The 16,782-nt window shown below is 69.0% G+C and carries 15 protein-coding genes and 1 pseudogene; 7 read left to right on the plus strand and 9 right to left on the minus strand.

Translation table 11 applies throughout. The features are described from left to right. Window positions 1–26: 26 nt before the first annotated feature. Complete coding sequence (locus V1227_RS19650) at window positions 27–245, minus strand: DUF6343 family protein (protein WP_329787077.1); 219 nt, start codon at window positions 243–245, stop codon at window positions 27–29. Window position 246: 1 nt separating this feature from the next. After that, window positions 247–849 (minus strand): hypothetical protein, encoded by a 603-nt coding sequence (locus V1227_RS19655; protein WP_236223648.1) that lies wholly within the window; start codon window positions 847–849, stop codon window positions 247–249. 136 nt (window positions 850–985) lie between these two features. On the opposite strand from V1227_RS19655, the gene V1227_RS19660 reads away from it, so the two are divergent. From V1227_RS19660 to V1227_RS19670, 3 genes are all read left to right on the plus strand, one after another. Further along, window positions 986–1,414: a MarR family winged helix-turn-helix transcriptional regulator gene (locus V1227_RS19660; protein ID WP_329787078.1), complete on the plus strand. Its 429-nt coding sequence runs from the start codon at window positions 986–988 to the stop codon at window positions 1,412–1,414. Between the two features lie 125 nt (window positions 1,415–1,539). Then, window positions 1,540–3,771: a HelD family protein gene (locus V1227_RS19665; RefSeq protein WP_329794063.1), complete on the plus strand. Its 2,232-nt coding sequence runs from the start codon at window positions 1,540–1,542 to the stop codon at window positions 3,769–3,771. A 29-nt stretch (window positions 3,772–3,800) separates the two neighbouring features. Beyond that, on the plus strand, window positions 3,801–6,386 hold the full coding sequence (locus V1227_RS19670; RefSeq protein ID WP_329787079.1) for an NACHT domain-containing protein: 2,586 nt from the start codon (window positions 3,801–3,803) through the stop codon (window positions 6,384–6,386). A gap of 259 nt (window positions 6,387–6,645) precedes the next feature. Here V1227_RS19670 and crcB read toward each other — a convergent pair whose 3' ends face one another. From crcB to V1227_RS19685, 3 genes are read right to left on the minus strand one after another with little or no spacing between them, the layout of a single operon-like run. Further along, on the minus strand, window positions 6,646–6,984 hold the full coding sequence (gene crcB / locus V1227_RS19675; RefSeq protein ID WP_329787080.1) for a fluoride efflux transporter CrcB: 339 nt from the start codon (window positions 6,982–6,984) through the stop codon (window positions 6,646–6,648). Then, complete coding sequence (locus V1227_RS19680) at window positions 6,981–7,307, minus strand: fluoride efflux transporter FluC (protein WP_329787081.1); 327 nt, start codon at window positions 7,305–7,307, stop codon at window positions 6,981–6,983. The genes crcB and V1227_RS19680 overlap by 4 nt, the downstream gene beginning before the upstream one ends. Next, on the minus strand, window positions 7,288–7,731 hold the full coding sequence (locus V1227_RS19685; RefSeq protein WP_090100601.1) for a MarR family winged helix-turn-helix transcriptional regulator: 444 nt from the start codon (window positions 7,729–7,731) through the stop codon (window positions 7,288–7,290). Before V1227_RS19685 ends, V1227_RS19680 begins: the two co-directional genes overlap by 20 nt. Window positions 7,732–7,788: 57 nt before the next feature. Here V1227_RS19685 and V1227_RS19690 point away from each other — a divergent pair, with 57 nt between their 5' ends. The 3 genes from V1227_RS19690 (at window position 7,789) to V1227_RS19700 (ending at window position 11,728) form a co-directional block, all read left to right on the plus strand. Then, the gene (locus V1227_RS19690; protein WP_329787082.1) at window positions 7,789–8,823 is read left to right on the plus strand and encodes an MFS transporter; all 1,035 of its coding nucleotides are present in this window, start codon (window positions 7,789–7,791) and stop codon (window positions 8,821–8,823) included. A gap of 74 nt (window positions 8,824–8,897) precedes the next feature. After that, window positions 8,898–9,701, plus strand: a complete 804-nt coding sequence (locus V1227_RS19695) for an SAM-dependent methyltransferase (protein WP_329787083.1) — start codon at window positions 8,898–8,900, stop codon at window positions 9,699–9,701. A 53-nt stretch (window positions 9,702–9,754) separates the two neighbouring features. Beyond that, window positions 9,755–11,728, plus strand: a complete 1,974-nt coding sequence (locus tag V1227_RS19700) for a diguanylate cyclase domain-containing protein (RefSeq protein ID WP_329787084.1) — start codon at window positions 9,755–9,757, stop codon at window positions 11,726–11,728. Here V1227_RS19700 and V1227_RS19705 read toward each other — a convergent pair. Further along, window positions 11,694–13,052 carry an NAD(P)(+) transhydrogenase (Re/Si-specific) subunit beta gene (locus tag V1227_RS19705; protein ID WP_329787085.1) on the minus strand — a complete coding sequence of 453 codons (1,359 nt, stop codon included), beginning with the start codon at window positions 13,050–13,052 and terminating at the stop codon, window positions 11,694–11,696. The two genes, V1227_RS19700 and V1227_RS19705, sit on opposite strands and share 35 nt — an antisense overlap. A gap of 74 nt (window positions 13,053–13,126) precedes the next feature. Here V1227_RS19705 and V1227_RS19710 point away from each other — a divergent pair. Then, a pseudogene (locus tag V1227_RS19710) lies at window positions 13,127–14,191 on the plus strand (RNA-guided endonuclease InsQ/TnpB family protein); the annotation flags it as partial. 120 nt (window positions 14,192–14,311) lie between these two features. Here the strand turns inward: V1227_RS19710 and V1227_RS19715 are convergent. Genes V1227_RS19715 through V1227_RS19725 form a run of 3 tightly spaced genes read right to left on the minus strand, consistent with a single transcriptional unit; the run spans window position 14,312 to window position 16,782 of the window. Continuing rightward, window positions 14,312–14,617 (minus strand): NAD(P) transhydrogenase subunit alpha, encoded by a 306-nt coding sequence (locus V1227_RS19715; RefSeq protein ID WP_442916542.1) that lies wholly within the window; start codon window positions 14,615–14,617, stop codon window positions 14,312–14,314. Further along, a complete protein-coding gene (locus V1227_RS19720; RefSeq protein ID WP_329787086.1) occupies window positions 14,575–15,672 on the minus strand; it encodes an NAD(P) transhydrogenase subunit alpha in 1,098 nt (365 codons plus the stop codon). The genes V1227_RS19715 and V1227_RS19720 overlap by 43 nt, the downstream gene beginning before the upstream one ends. A 39-nt stretch (window positions 15,673–15,711) precedes the next feature. After that, a complete protein-coding gene (locus V1227_RS19725) occupies window positions 15,712–16,782 on the minus strand; it encodes an APC family permease (protein WP_329787087.1) in 1,071 nt (356 codons plus the stop codon).

The following is a 16,782-nucleotide window of genomic DNA, read 5'->3' on the forward strand; positions in this document are numbered from 1 at the left end:
GCCCAAGCACAGCTTGGCGACGACTTTCAGCCCGGCTCCCCGCGGCGTTTGCGGCGGAGGACCCAGAAGAAGTCCACGACGCAAACGACCGCGAGTAGCAAAAGCACCACGGCGAGCCAGACGAGGTCAGCTCGCAGCGCCAGCCACCCGGCCACCGAGTTGAACACGAGACCGAACCCGGCCAGCCACAACCGCAAGGTCAGCGCGCTGCGCGGGGGCGCGGGTGGGGGCAGGTAGTCGCTCATCTCATCCGGTTTCCCGCAGCAGCGGGGCCTCAACCCGCCTCAGCCGACGCGGCGGTTTCGTCACATAAGGGCTGACCAGGCGCGTGATGGCCAGGCCGGGGGCGATGAGCGGGACCACCGCGGTCAGCACCGCGGCCGTGATCCCGGCCCGGGCGACGTCCTTCGGCATGACGGCGACGCGGTCGACGACGAAGGCCCGCCGGCCCGTGACGGAGACGGCCGCGAGGACGGCCAGGAAGACGACCATGCTGAGCATCGCCCGCTGGACCGCGGGCTCGTACCCCGCCGCCTCGCCCGCCACCAGGACCGCGAACCACCCGGTGAGGGCGGGCAGCTGACCCTGCTCGGTGGTGGCGGCCCAGCTCAGCCCGCCGAGCGTCGCGAGCCAGACGAGGACGTCGACGCGTTCGCGGGCCCATAGGGAAGCCGAATCGAGGGGGATGCCGGTCCAGGCGAGCACGTCGAGCGGGCGCAGGGGGTCGTCGGCGAGCTGGCCGAGGACCCAGGCGAGTGTCCACGCGGAGAGCAGCACCGCGACGACGAGTTGCCACCGGGGCCGGCGCACCACACAGCGGGCGAGCCGGACGATCTCCGCACGCGTCATACCCCCACCTTGCCGCTCCCAGGTGCTCCGCGGAGAAACGTCACCCCTTCGCTCACCCTGTCGGCCCTCGTCCGGGCGCGTTCCTCACGCAGCGCTATCCACGATAGGGGGATGGATCTTTCTTAGACTGGAGGACATGAGCCTTGATCAGCTCCTGCGTCTTCCCAGCTACCTGATGCTCGGACTGGTGCGGGAAGCACGCCGGATCGGGCGCGCGGACCTCCGCGGGCCCCACCTGACCGTGCTCGCGTACCTGTCCGAGCAGGAAGCCGTGGCGCAGAAGCGGATCAGCGACCGGGTGCGGATGGACCCGAGCGACCTCGTGTCCGTGCTCGACGACCTGGAGGGCCTCGGGTTCGCCCGCCGCAGGCGGGACGAGAAGGACCGGCGGCGGTTCGCCGTGTCGATCACCGACGGGGGCAGGCGGGCCCTGCGCGAACGCCTGGAGGCGGCGCGGGCGCACGAGGACGAGTTGCTGGCGCCGTTGACACCGCACGAGCGCGATACGTTGGCCACACTGCTGCGGAAGGCGTACCTGCACCACGCCGATAGGCGTGTAGATTAGACGATCTGCGCTCACGCGAACCCGGCGCGGGCAGGACGAGGCGAATCGGATAAAATCCGACGACGCATGATATCGAGAAATGAGGCAAGTTGTCAAGCCCCTCCGATGACCTCCGGCTCGCCGAAATGGAGCCGGAGCAGGAATACGTGGCCATGTTGTACGGCCGGCTCGACGACCTCCGCGAACAGACGTCGAAACGCCTCGCACAATCGTTGCGACAAACCGGCGGCACGCACCAGATGCGGTCCGAGCGCGACACGTCCGTCGCGATGTACACCGATCAATTGGCTCAGTACAGCGCGGTCGAGAACGGCCTCGCGTTCGGCAGGCTCGATTTCCACAACGGTGACCGCTTCTACATCGGCCGAATCGGTCTCTTCGACGAGGACAAGGAATACGAGCCGCTGCTGATGGACTGGCGGGCCCCCGCGGCCCGGCCGTTCTACCTCGCCACCGCGGCCTCCCCCGACGGCGTCCGGCGGCGCAGGCACCTGCGGACCCGCTCGCGCAAGGTCATCGGCCTCGACGACGAGGTGCTCGACATCAACTCGGTCGAGCCGTCGCGCAACGACGGCCTGACCGGCGAGGCAACGCTGCTGGCCGCGCTGAACGCCTCCCGCACCGGCCAGATGAGCGACATCGTCGCGACGATCCAGGCCGAGCAGGACATCATCATCCGCTCGGAGCTCAACGGCGTCGTCGTCGTGCAGGGCGGACCGGGCACCGGCAAGACCGCGGTGGCCCTGCACCGCGCCGCGTACCTGCTCTACACGCACCGCCGCCAGCTCGCGAAGCGCGGCGTGCTCGTCGTCGGCCCGAACACGACGTTCCTGCGCTACATCAGCCAGGTGCTCCCGTCGCTGGGTGAGACGGGCGTGCTGCTGTCCACGGTCGGCGAGCTGTACCCGGGACTGACCGCCACCGGCCGCGAGCCCGCCGAGGTGGCCGCGATCAAGGGCCGCGTCCAGATGGCCGACGTGATCGCCGCGGCCGTGCGCGACCGCCAGGAAGCGCCGCCGTTCGTCGAGGTCCGCTTCGACAACGACGTGCTGCGCCTGGACCGGCGCGCGATCTCCGACGCGCGGGGCAGGGCGCGCCGGACCCGCCGCCCGCACAACGAGGCCCGCCGCACGTTCGCCCGCGAGATCATCTCGACGCTGGCCGGCATGGTCGTCTCCCGCCTCGGCGGCCACCTGCTCGACAAGGCGGACGTGGACGACATCCGCCGCGAGCTGCGCGAGTCCGACGAGGTGCAGGCCGCGATCTCGTCGCTGTGGCCGGTGCTGACGCCCTTCTCGCTGCTCTCGGAGCTCTACCGGAACCCGAAGCGCCGCAACCGCGCGATGTCGAAGTTCACCCGCGAGGAACGCGACCTGCTGCAGCGCTCGTCGGACGACTGGACGCCCGCGGACGTCCCGCTGCTCGACGAGGCCGCGGAGCTCCTCGGCGAGGACGACACGGAGGCCAAGGCCCGCGCCGAACGCCAGCGCCGCCAGGCCATCGAGTACGCGCAGGGCGTCCTCGACATCCTCGACCTGGAGGACGACGCGGACCCGGACCTCCTGATGGCCTCGGACCTGATGGACGCGTACAGCCTGGCCCAGCGCCACGGCGTCGACCGCTACGAGACCGCGGCGGAACGCGCCGCGGCCGACCGCACCTGGACGTTCGGCCACATCATCGTCGACGAGGCCCAGGAGCTCTCGGCGATGGCGTGGCGCACGCTGATGCGCCGCTGCCCCAGCAAGTCCATGACGGTCGTCGGCGACATCGCGCAGACCGGCGACATCGGCGGCGCCACCTCGTGGGGCACCGTGCTGTCGCCGTACGTGCAGAACCGCTGGCGCCTGACGGAGCTGACGGTCAACTACCGCACGCCGGCCGAGATCATGGAGGTGGCCGCGGACGTGCTCGCCTCCGTGGACGCGTCCCTCGTGCCACCGACGTCGGTGCGCGAAACCGGTGTGGCGCCTTGGGTCTCCCGCGTGTCGTCGTTCACCGCCGAACTGCCGGCCCTGATCTCCGGCGAGGTCACCGCCGTCGGCGACGGCAAGATCGCGGTGATCGTGCCGGCCGCCCTGCTCCCGTCCGTCGGAGCGGCCGTCGTCGACGCGGTGCCCGCCTCCTCGGTGGGCAACGAGCTGGAGCAGGCGCAGGTCGTCGTGCTCGGCGTGACCGACGCGAAGGGCCTGGAGTTCGACTCGGTGGTCGTGGTCGACCCGGAGGGCATCCTCGCCGAGTCGCCCCGGGGGGCGTCGGACCTCTACGTCGCCCTCACCCGCGCCACGCAACGACTCGGCGTCGTGCACACCGGAACGCTGCCGGATGTGCTATCCCGGCTGAAGGACGTTTCCTAGCGAACGGTGGGAGGCCCTGGGTGGCGAGCGTGGACGCGGCGGTCGGCCGCATCGTGGTGTCCGTCAGCAACCAGCTCGCCTCCAGGCTCTGCCAGCTCATCCCACCTCCGCCGCCGGATGTCGATCCGGTGCTGCTGGGGTACCTCGAATCACCGGACTTCGCCGAGGTGGCACGCCAGGTCGTGCTCTGGCGTGCGATGCGAGGTGCTCTCGACCCTGGCCTGGCATCCGATCTGCGAGAGCAGATCGTCCAAGGTCTGCGCCACTCCGGTGCCTCCACCGATCCCAAAGCGGTGCTGAACGCGCTGGCCGCCGAGGCAACGTTGCGCGCCAACGACCTCGACACACCGACAGCGGTGGCCGTGGCACACCTGGCGAACGCCGCGACGAACAACAGATTGCTGTTGCGGCGCGCGCCTTCGCTGGACGACCTGCACGCGTACGCCGGCCAACTCCGTGCTCGGGTCGCGGCTATGCACGGCGAAATGCGATTACCCCACATCGGGGTCAGCCGCTCGGTGCCGTACGACGAGTTGTACGTGCGCCCGACTCTCAGCCCGTCGATCGCGATCGGCGATCTGGTCCTCCCGGGCCGCCGCACAGTGCTTCTCGGTGGTCCCGGCGCCGGAAAGTCCACGCTGGCCGCGAAGCTCGCCCACGACGTCGCGCTTTCCGACGGTGACCGCGTCCCGTTCCTGCTGGTGCTACGCGACTTCACGTCATGGTTTCGCGAAGGCGGCCGTGAGCTGCTGAAGTATCTGGAACACATCTGCGGCGATCCCTACAACCTCACTCCCCCACGCGATGCAGTGGAATACTTGCTGCGCAACGGGCGTGCCGTAGTCATCCTCGACGGGTTGGACGAGCTCGTCGACCCCGAACTGCGGCGTCGTGTGGTCAGGCTGATCGAGGGCTTCACGCACCAGTACCCGCTGACGCCGATCGTCGTGACCGCGCGCAAGGTCGGTTATCTGGAAGCGCCACTGAGCGAGTCGCTGTTCAACAAGGGCACCGTCGACGACTTCGACCTCTCACAGGTGAAGGACTACGCAACCCGCTGGTTCGCGCTCGACGCCGCAACGCCCTCGCACGAACGAGCCGAACTGGCCGGTGCGTTCTTGCGCGAGAGCGGTGCTGTGGAGGAGCTGCGCCGCAATCCGTTGCTGCTGGCTCTTCTGTGCGCCATGTACTCCAGTGAGCACTACCTGCCGCGCAACCTCGCCCAGGTCTACGAACGCTGCGCCGTGATGCTCTTCGACCGCTGGGACTCCATGCGCGGCATAGCTTTGCCGGTGCAGTTCCAGGGCAGACTGCGCGGAGCCGTACAACACCTCGCCTGGTACCAGTTCACCGCACCTGAGTCCGGTAGAGCACTGCCACGCAGCCGAATCGTGCGAGTGCTGGCCGCCTACCTCGAGTCCAAGTCCTTCGACCCCGACGACGCGGCCGGTGCCGCCGAGCAGTTCACCGAGTTCTGCACAGGTCGCGCCTGGATCCTGACGGATCTGGGGGCTGATCGGCACGAGCCGTTGTTCGGCTTCACCCACAGAACGTTCATGGAGTACTTCGCCGCGGAGCACCTGGCCCGCAAGCACACGACATCGTCGGCGTTGTGGGAAGTGCTGGGCCCCAACGTCGCGGAGGGTGCGTGGGACGCGGTCTCCGGAATCGCCCTGCAACTGCACGACCGCAACGTCGACGATGGCGCCGACGAAGTGTTGGCGCTGGCATTGGGCGAACGCCAGACGGGGTTCGCCGCGAGCGCGTTGCGCCACCTCACACCTCGGCCACCCGTGGTCCGGGAGATCACCCGAGGCTGTTTGAGCGACGTGATCGTCACCGGCTCGAACCGGCGGGTGACCTACTTCCCCGTCACCGAACCGATACCCGCGGATCTCCCGTTGCGCACGTGCCTGCGGGAAAGCCTGCCCGCGAACATCCCCATGGTGCACCGCGCCCTGGTCGAGGAACTCGGCCGGTTGTGCGAGGGCGACGCGCAGGCGGTCGCCTACACCGTCAAATGTCTGTTGGGCTGCGGATTGCTGGAGGCGGATCTCCGCTCGGCCGTGCACGAGATTTACCTGCACAGCCCGATTATCAGAGCGCGTTCGCCGTGGCTTCCTGATCTGGACAGCATGACCGTTCTCGCCGCACTCGTGAACGCTCGCGGGCCTCGAGCGTTGTTCGAGCATCAGAACTTCCTGGGTGCGACGGTTCCAGCGCCCGCAATGGCTCTCCTGTCCCCGAACAACACCGGACACGACGTCTTCACGGTGGAGCGGATCGCGGGCATGGGTCGTGAGCCGTGGATCGAACACGAACGCTGGGCACGCGACTACGATCCGTCGACCATGCCGAGGATGTCGCTCGGCGGAACTGTCGGCATAGACTTCGAACTCCTCCTGTGCCTGCCCTACCTGGAGGCCTCCACGGACTTCTCGCAGGCCTTGCCGTTCGACCCGACCATTCTTCTGCACGACCTGGCCTTCAGCCGCATCAGCGCTCCCCGCGGCGAGTTCCCGTTGTTCGAACTGCGGCGGGAAGGCGTGTCGTACGCGGTCGAGGACCTGCTGTTCGACTGGACGCAACGCGAGTTCTCCGTCTTCGAGCGCTGAGGAGGCTCCGTTGCGCGCATCGAATCCGCGATAGCACGCGCGTGCTGGAAGTGAGCGACCAGCTCTCCGCCCGCCTCGCCGCCTCCGGAGAACTACCCGGCGCAATGGCCGCGAGCGCTGCCACGGACGACCTCTCCACTTGCCCGCCTTGGAATGAGGTGCGAAGTCATCAAAGACCACAGGAATCTGCCGCTGTCTTGGAATGGTGAGAGCACGCCGCAGTTCCGCGAGTTCCTGGCTCGCTGGGAGTCCGGTGAGATCAGCGTGCTAGCGCCAGACCCAGAGCCGCGGCACCCACTCCCAGGGCAACGCTGACCACCACGTTCAGCAGCGCCGGCCGGTACTTCCCGGCCTCCAGCAACTTCACCGTCTCGTAGCTGAACGTCGAATACGTGGTGAGCCCGCCGCAGAACCCGACCCCGAGCAACGGCATCCAGGCCGTCCCGACGAAGAACCCGATCAGGAAGCACCCGAGGACGTTCACGGTCAACGTCCCCCAGGGGAAGCCCGACGAGTGCCGCCCCGACACGAACCGGTCCACCAGGTACCGGCAGGGCGCTCCCAAAGCGGCGCCGAGGAACACGGCCAGCAAGGTCACCGGGTCACCCGCAACCCGAGGAACGCCGCCGCCACAGCACAAACCGGCGTAGCCAGGAGCGCCCACGACCACGAGACGGCGTACGACGAGAACGTCGTGAACCCGCCCAACAGCCCGACGCCGAAGAACGCGCGCACCAACGGCCGGGGCACCAGCCCCATCAGGACGCCGATCAAGAACGACCCCAGCACGTTGATCAGGAACAACCCCCAGGCGCCGGGCACCAGAACCGACAGGCCGTAGCGCGCCACGCCGCCCAGCCCGCCACCCAGCGACACCAGCGAGACGAACGCGAGAGGCCGGTCAGGCGGTGGGTTCGGCAAGGTGCTCCACCAGGTGGTCCAAGGCCTTCAGGGCGCGCACCACGTCCTCCCGCTCCGAGGACTCCAGCTTGCCCAGCGCGGCGCCGATCCGCTTCTCGTGCTCGCGCTGCCAGACGAGCAGCTGTTCGTGTCCACGGGGTGAGACGGATAGCCGTGCTACCCGCCTGTCCCTGGGGTCTCCACCGCGCACGACGAGGCCCGAGTCGATCAGTTGGGACACCAGGCCCGAGACCGTGTTGGGGGCCAGGCGGAGGGCCGCGGCGAGGTCGCCGACCTTCATCGGGGGACGTTCCGCGAGGGTCTGCAGCAGCTCTACCTGCGCCATCGGCAGCGATTCCCACGGCCAGTCGGCCCGGATGCTCGTCCGCAACGCCCGGCGCAGGCGGGTGACGACGTCGGTGAGCGTGCGGGCTTCGTCTGACATGCGGAAATCTTACTGAACCCACGCTTATACCTCGGTATCAGATATAATCTGGTTACGATGAACTGGTTCGTCACCGAGTCCCCCAGACCGGCGTGGATCGCGCGCCGGTCGTACGCGCCCTGGCTGGTCATCGCGACCGTGTGCTTCGGGGCTTTCATGGGGCAGCTCGACGCCTCGATCGTCACGCTGGCGTTCCCCGCGATGGCCGCGCACTTCCACGCCGATCCCGAGTGGATCTCGCTCAGCTACCTGATCACGCTCGTGGCGCTGCTCGTCCCAATGGGCAGGATCGCGGACCGCGTGGGGCGCAAGATCGTCTACATCTACGGCTTCGCGTTGTTCACCGGGGCGTCGATCGCGTGCGTCTACGCGCCGGGGTTCGACGCGCTCATCGCGGCGCGGGTCGCGCAGGGCGTGGGGGCGGCGATGCTGCAGGCGAACAGCGTCGCGCTCGTCACCACGGCGGTCGCGCCCGAGCAGCGGCGCAAGGCGCTCGGCGTCCAAGCCGCGGCGCAGGCGGCGGGGCTGGCGGCGGGGCCGTTGCTCGGCGGGTACCTGACGGAGCACCACGGCTGGCAGGCGGTGTTCGCGATCAACGTGCCGATCGGGGTCGTCGCCGTGGTCGCGGGCCACTACCTGTTGCCGCGCACGAAAACGGTGCGGGACAAGGGGAAGCCGAGCTGGAGGGTCGTGCCGGGGCTGGTGGGCGTCCTGCTCACCTATGCGGCGTTGTTCGCGCCGATGACGTTGCTGCCGTTCACCATGCAACGACCGTTGGCACAGATAGGACTCACGGTCGCCGCGCTGCCGCTCGGGTTCGCGCTGGCCGCGACGTTGCTCAGCAAGCCGGGCATCCGGGTCGGGGCGCTGATCGCGGCCGTCGCGCTGCTTTTGCCCGTGCCGCAGGTGGTCCAGCTCGTCGTGGCGGGCATCGGGCTCGGGATCATCGCGCCGGCGTGCACCAAGCGCGTCATGGGCGCGTTGCCGGAGGGGTCGGCCGGCGTCGGCAGCGGGCTCGTCAACGTCGCGCGCGGGCTCGGCACCGCGCTGGGTGTCGCCGTGGCGACGCTGCTGGTCCACGCTCTCCAATGAGAGCAGCGGTTCCGCTGCTCCGAACGGGCTCCTCCACTGCCGTCCCCGGCTCGCGCCTCAGTAGGCTGCTCCCCATGTTCGAACGGGTGAGCTGGGTTCCGGAAGGCGTCGACACCGGCAAGCCGAGTGCGGCTCGCCTGTACGACTACCTGCTCGGGGGCGGGCACAACTTCGCCGCGGACAGGGCGCTGGCGGAGAAGTTCCTGCGCGCCCAGCCGAACGCGCGGACGATCGCGCGGCTGAACAGGGCGTTCCTGCGCCGCGCCGTGCTCTTCATGATGGACAACGGCATCCGCCAGTTCCTCGACCTCGGCTCGGGCATCCCGACGGTCGGCAACGTGCACGAGATCGCGCAGAAGTCCGACCCCTCCTCCCGCGTCGTGTACGTGGACTTCGAGGAGGTCGCGGTCGCGCACAGCCAGCTCATCCTGGAGAACGACCCGCGCGCGGCGGTCATCCAGGAGGACATGACGAGGCCCGAGGCCGTGCTGAAGGCGGCCGAGGCGAGCGGTCTGATCGACTTCGCGCAGCCCGTCGGGGTGCTGACGGTGGGCGTCTTCCACTTCGTGCCGGCGGAGGCGGACCCCGCGTCGGTCGTAGCGGCCTACCGGGACGCCGTGCCGGCGGGCAGCTACCTGGCGTTCTCCCACTTCACGCAGGACCTGCAGCCCGCGGAGATGGCCGGGATCGTCGAGGTGATGGAGAAGAGCCAGAACCCGATCTTCCCCCGCACCAGGACCGAGGTCGAGGGGTTCTTCGACGGGTTCGAGCTGGCCGAGCCCGGCATCGTGCCGCTGCCGCTGTGGCGGCCGGAGGGCGCGAACACCGACGATCCGGACAAGGCGGGCATCTACGGGGCCGTGGGGCGCAAGCCGTAGAGCGCCTGTCGTTGTTGGCCGCGGGACGGCGAATCCGTACGCTCTGCACACAGATGGAACTTCCGGAGCTCGCCGCCCGCTGGATGCACGCGCTGACGTCCACCGCGTACATCCCGCTGTCCCACGCCGAGATCGAGCAGGCACTGCTCGACGCGCTCGTGCAACTTCCGGAGTCACCTGAATCGGTAGCCGATCGATTGGTGTCACTGCACGCAACCGGTCCGGACTCGTTGCGCACCACGATCGAGGTCCTTTCCCCCACCTTCGACCTGCCGCTGCTCGCCCGGTTGAGCTCCGCGTACGCACAGGCCATGCGGATGGACGCGTTCGACCAGCAGGAGCAGATCAAAGTCGCGATCGTGCGCGCCAAGCAACGGGTCGAGCGCACGCTCAAGGTCAGCCAGGCGCGGTTCCGGGAGGTGTTCGACTCCGCCGCGCTCGGCATCGTGATCACCGACCTCACCGGCCGGTGCGTCGAGGCGAACGACACGCTCGCCGAGATCGTGGGCCTGCGGTCCGGCGCCGACCTCACCGACCGCGACCTGCGCGACTTCTACCACCCCGAGGACCTGGCCGCCCTGGGCGCCTCGTACCGGAAGGTGAGTGAGGGCCACCTCGACAGGTTCCGCGACCAGCGCAAGCTGATCCGCGCGGACGGCGAGCCGGTGTGGGTGCACCTCGTGGTCTCGGTGCTGCGCGACGCGGACGGCGACCCGACGCACCACGTGACGATGGTCGAGGACATCAGCGAGCTGCACCTGTTGCAGCGCAACCTGGACCACCAGCTGCTGCACGACTCGCTCACCGGGCTGTCGAACCGCCAGCACTTCGTCTCGCAGCTCGAACGGCAGCTCGACGGCACCCCGATCACCCTGTACCACCTGGGGCTCGACGCGTTCTCGGTCGTCAACAACGGCCTCGGCCACGACACCGGCGACAAGCTGCTCAAGATCGTCGCGCGCCGCCTGACCAAGCTCGCCCAGGAGAAGAAGGCGGTGCTGGCGCGGATCGGCGGCGACGAGTTCGCGTTGGTCGCGGTGGCGGACAACGTCACCTCGACCATCGTGGAGATCCAGGACGTCCTCGGCGAAGCGACGTTCGTGGACGACCACGGCATCGCGCTGTCCGCCAGCATCGGCGTCGTCGACCGGCCACCGGCGTTCGTCACGGCCTCCGAACTGATGAGGTGCGCCAACGCCGCGCTGCGCCAGGCGAAAGCACGCGGCAAGCGGCAATGGGCGCTGCACGACCCGCACGACGACGCGCGCCGCCGCGGCAAGTACGCGCTGGCCTCGTCCATGCCGGGCGCCTGGGAGCACGGCGAGATCGAGATCGTCTACGCGCCGGTGCACGACCTGGAGACCCGCGAGGTCCTCGGCGCCGTCGCCCGCCTGCACTGGGACGACCTGAGCCACAACGACCTGATGGCGCTGGCGGACTCGACGGGCCTGTCGCTGCCGATCGGCCGGTGGCTGCTCCGGGAGGCGTGCGCCCAGGCCGCGCGCTGGGCCGGGGAGTTCGGCGACAGCGCACCTGTGCTGCACATAGCCCTGGGTGCCCTGCAGTCCCGCGACGAGGACCTGGTCGCCGACGTCAAGCGAGCGCTCGACGAGACGGGCCTGCCCGCCGAACGGCTGCGCATCGCCCTGGACATCTCCTCGGTGCTCGCCGGCGACGACAACGCGGTGGTGCTGCACGACAGCGGCATCGTGACGGCGCTGGACGGGTTCCGCGGCGGGCACGACGAGCTCGCCGTGCTGACCGAGGTGCCCGTTCGCTCGGTGATCACCCGGGCGCCCGCCCCCGCCCCGGGTTCCCCGCTGCGGCAGGCGATGCGCGACCTGATCGCGACGGTGCACAGCTTCGGCGTGCGGTTCGGCGTCGACGAGGTCCACACCCTCGACGACGCCGAGCACTGGAGGTCCGCCGGCGCGGACGGCGTGATCGGCCTGCTGCCCGCCGTGCCCGCCGCCGACGTGACGGACCTGCTGGCTAGAGCTGCTTCACCGCCGCCAGGAGCTTCGTGAGCGAGTCCTTCGCGTCCCCGAACAGCAGCGTCGTCTTCGGGTTGTAGAGCAGCTCGTTGTCCACGCCGGCGAAACCCGGCCGCATCGACCTCTTCATGAACACCACCGACTTCGCCCGGTCGACGTCGAAGATCGGCATGCCGTAGATCGGACTGGTCGGCTCGTCCCGCGCGCCGGGGTTCACCACGTCGTTCGCGCCGACCACCACGGCCACGTCGACCGACGTGATGCCGGGGTTGACGTCGTCGAGCTCCTTGAGCTGCTCGTAGGGCACGTCCGCCTCCGCGAGCAGCACGTTCATGTGCCCCGGCATGCGCCCCGCGACGGGGTGGATGCCGTACGACACGGAGACTCCGCGCTTCTCCAGCTGCGACACGAGTTCCCGCACCGCGTGCTGCGCCTGCGCGACCGCGAGCCCGTACCCCGGCACCACGACCACGTTGTTCGCGTACCCCAACAGGATCGCGACGTCCTCGACGGTGCCGGACTTGACCGTGCGCTGCTCTTGCTGTTGCGCGGTGGCGGTTGTCGCCTTGAACGCGCCGAACAGGATGTTCGTGAGCGAGCGCCCCATCGCCTGCGCCATCAGCCGGGTCAGGATGGTGCCGGACGCGCCGACGAGCGTGCCCGCGACGATCAGCAGCGTGTTCGCCAGCACGTACCCGGACGCCGCCACGGCCAGACCGGTGAACGCGTTGAGCAACGAGATCGCGATCGGCACGTCCGCCCCGCCCACCGGCAGCACGAACAGCACACCGAGCGCGAGTCCCACCGCCGCCAGCAGCCACAGCAGCACCCCGTTCGGCACCGCCACCGTCAGGGCGCACAGGGCGACCGACGACACACCGGCGGCGATCGCGAGCTGCCGCCCGGCCGGCAGGAGCACCGGGCGCGTGGTCATCAGCTCCTGGAGCTTGAGGAACGTGACCACCGAGCCGGAGAAGCTGACCGAGCCGATCAGGACCGTCAGCACGGTCGCGAGCCGGAACAGCACCGTGGTGTCCGGTACGGCGAAGAACTCCGCGAGTGCGACGAGGGCCGCCGCGGCGCCACCGACCCCGTTGAACAGCGCGACCATCTGCGGGATGGCGGTCATCTTCACCGAACGCGCGGCCGGGATGCCCACGGCCACGCCGAGCGCGACGGCGACCAGGATCCACAGTCCGTTGTGGACGACACCGTGGACGTAGGCGGTGACCACCCCGACCAGCATGCCGAACGCGCCGATGAAGTTGCCGTAGCGCGCGTACTTGGGCGAGCTCAGGCCTTTCAGCGCCAGGATGAAGCACAGCGACGCGACGAGGTACATCAGCTGGACGATCATCTGAAGCCCTCCAAGGAGACACCCCCACCGGGAGCCCTGTGAAATCCGCTAGGTTGTGCCGGGTGAGCGGATCGGTGAAACGCGGGTTCAAGTACCGCTTCTACCCGACCGATGGTCAGGCCGCCGAGCTGCTGCGAACGGTCGGCTGTGTCCGCAAGGTCTACAACCTGGCACTGCAGGCACGCACGGAGGCATGGACGCAACGCGGCGAGCGGATCGACTACAACGCCTCGTCGGCAATGTTGACGACGTGGAAACGCACCGAAGAACTCGCCTTCCTCAACGAGGTGTCGTGCGTCCCGTTGCAACAGACGTTGCGGCACCTGCAGTCTGCGTTCCTGAGCTTCTGGAACGGGAGAACACGTCATCCGCGCTTCAAGTCGAAGAAGAGGTCGCGCGACAGCGCCGTTTACACGCGATCGGCATTCCGGTGGCGTGAAGGGTCCTTGACGCTCGCGAAGATGTCGGCACCTCTGGACATTCGCTGGTCGCGGCCACTGCCCACGGGCGTCACCCCCTCGTCTGCGACCGTGTCCCGTGATGCGGCCGGCCGCTGGTTCGTGTCCATGTTGTGCGAGGCCCCCCTCGTGCGGGCACTGCCCGCTGTGGAGGCGGAGGTGGGAATCGACCTCGGTCTCGACCACCTGCTCGTGCTTTCGACCGGCGAAAAAATTCCGAATCCCCGGCACGAGCGCCGCGACAGATTCGCGCTCACCAAGGCCCAGCGAGCCCTTTCCCGCAAGCAGAACGGCAGCAAGAACCACCTCAAGGCGCGTTCGGCCGTCGCGCGTGTGCACGCCCGAATCGCAGATCGGCGTGCCGATCACCTGCACAAGATCACCACTCGGCTCGTGCGTGAGAACCAAACGCTCGTGATCGAGGACCTGGCGGTCTCCAACATGGTCGGCAACCGGCGCCTTGCCCGCGCCATCAGCGACGCGGGCTGGCGTCAGTTCCGCCGAATGCTCGAGTACAAAGCGAACTGGGGAGGACGAACCGTCGTCGCGATCGACCGGTGGTTCCCGTCCTCCAAGTTGTGCTCCGCCTGTGGATCGCTCCGGACGAAGTTGCCGCTGCACGTGCGCACGTGGACGTGCGGCTGCGGCGCAACCCACGACCGGGACGTGAACGCGGCTCGCAACATTTTGGCCGCCGGGCCGGCGGCAACGGTCTGTGGAGCCGGTGCAAGACCTCAACGGAACACTCCGGGCGGGCAGTCGGTGACGAAGCAGAAATCCCCTGACGACAAAGGGGAAAGGTCAATTCTTGAACATCTCCAGCATCCTGTCGGTCACCACGAACCCGCCGACCACGTTGACCGTCGCCAGGAACACGGCGAGCAGCCCGAGCACCAGCTCCAGCGTGCTCTCCGCCGACCCCGTGATCAGGATCGCGCCGACGAGGATCACGCCGTGGATGGCGTTCGCGCCGGACATCAGGGGCGTGTGCAGGATCGTGGACACCTTCGAGACCACCTCGAAGCCCACGAAGACGGCGAGCACGAAGATCGTCAGCAGGTCGATCACGGCAACTCCTTGCGGATCTGACCGTCGTGGGTGAGGCAGCAGCCGTCGAGCACCTCGTCGGTGAGGTCCGGCGACACCGTCCCGTCCGCGATCATCAGCTTGAGCAGGTTCACGACGTTGCGCGAGTACAGGCGGCTCGCGTGCACGGGCATCGACGACGGGAGGTTCTGGGCGCCGTGCACCAGCACGTCGCCGACCCAGATCTCCGAGCCCGCGACGGAGCCCGCGTAGTTGCCGCCGGACTCCGCGGCCAGGTCGACGAGCACGGAGCCGGGGGCCATCGCCTTGAGCATGTCGGTCGTGACGAGGACCGGGGCCTTGCGGCCGGGAACGGCGGCGGTGGTGATCACGACGTCGGAGGCGGCGACGTGCTCGCCGATGAGCTCTCGTTGGCGTTCCAGGAACTCCTCGGACTGCACGGACGCGTAGACGCCCGACTGGGTCTCCAGGTCCAGCTCCAGGAACTTCGCTCCCAGGCTGCGGACCTCCTCGCCCGCCGCCTTGCGCACGTCGTACGCCTCGACGACAGCGCCCAGACGACGGGCGGTCGCGATGGCCTGCAGGCCCGCGACGCCCGCGCCCAGCACCAGCACCTTCGCCGGGGGCACCGTGCCGGCCGCCGTGGTGAACATCGGGAGGAAGCGCGGCAGTCGTTCGGCGGCGACCAGGACGGCCCGGTAGCCCGCCACGAGTGCCTGCGAGGACAGGGCGTCCGCGCCCTGGGCCCTGGTGACGCGGGGCAGGAGGTCGAAGCTGAACGACGTGACCCGGCGTTCGCGGTAGACCTCGAGCAGGTCCCGTTCGGCACCCGGCTGCAGGAAGCTGATCGTGACGGCGCCCGGTTTCAACCGGGAGGCCTGGTCGGGCGTCAGCGGTTGCACGGACACGACGACGTCGGACTCGGGTGTCGGGTCCTCGGGCGTCACGGTCGCGCCAGCCGCCCGATAGGCGGCGTCGGGGGCGTGGGCGTGTCGCCCGGCGCCCTCCTGGACTTGCACGGTCAGACCGGCGTCGACCAGCGACGACACCGTTTCCGGTACGCAGGCGACTCGGCGCTCGGCGGGCCGCGACTCTGCGGGGGTTCCCACTTTCACCGTACGCACGTTACGCGATCAAAGGTGACCTGGGCCACATCACAGTTGCCAGAGCACCGCACCGGCGAGGGTCAGGCACCCTGCCAGCCCAACGGCGGGCACGACCCGCTTACCGAGCGTCCACGCGCTGGCGTTGGCGATCGCGTAGTAGAGCAGCACGCAGAACGAGCTGAACACGATCGCCCGTGTGACGTCGACGGTGAGCACCAGCCCGATCGCCGCGAGCCCGGTCGCGATCTCCGCCCAGCGCAGGTCGGCCAGGAACCCGGGCAGCCTGCGGTCGCGCGCCATCGCCAGCGCGGTCCGGCTGACGCCCAGTTGCAACGACAACAACGAACCGAGGGCGGCCAGGCAAGCGGCGACGCGGATGACAGGCGCGAGAGAAGGCGACACGTCAGCCAGGGTCGACACGGCCAGACGACTGCCCAGCGCGTTCAACGCCACGACAGCCACCACGGCGTAAACGACCAAGGTGATGGCCAACGCGATGACCACGGCACGGGGGATCGTGCGTTCTGGTTCTCGAACTTCCTCTCCGAGAGTGGCAATGCGCGCGTAGCCGGCGAACGCGAAGAAGAGCAGCGCGGCGGCGGGAAGGATTCCTGAGGGCAGGAACTCCGCCGGCTGCACGGCATCGCGTGCCGTCACAGCGGTCAGCACCAGGACGAGCAGAACAGCGATCACGATCACGCGCGTGACCAGCGCCGACTTCTGGACGCCGGTCAGGTTCAGCACGGTCAGCGCCACGATCGCCGCCACCGCAGCGGTTTTGGGTGCGCCGACGTACACGCCGACCGTCAGCGCCATGGCCGCGCACGACGCCGTCTTGCCGAGAACGAACGCCCAGCCGGCCAGGTCGCCCCACACGCGCCCGAGGCGTTCGCGGCCGTAGACGTACGTGCCGCCGGACTGCGGGTAGCGGGCCGCGAGCCAGGCGCTCGACAGCGCGTTGCAGCAGGCGACCACGCCCGCCACGACGAGGCTGACGAGCAACGCGGACCCGGCCGCCGCCGCGGCCGGGGCGAACACCGCGAACACGCCCGCGCCGATCATCGAGCCGAGCCCGACGAAGACGGCGTCGGTGAGGGTGAGACTTCGGGTGAGCTGCAC

It is taken from the genome of Lentzea sp. DG1S-22, assembly GCF_036321065.1.
In the GTDB taxonomy this organism is placed as follows: domain Bacteria; phylum Actinomycetota; class Actinomycetes; order Mycobacteriales; family Pseudonocardiaceae; genus Lentzea; species Lentzea jiangxiensis.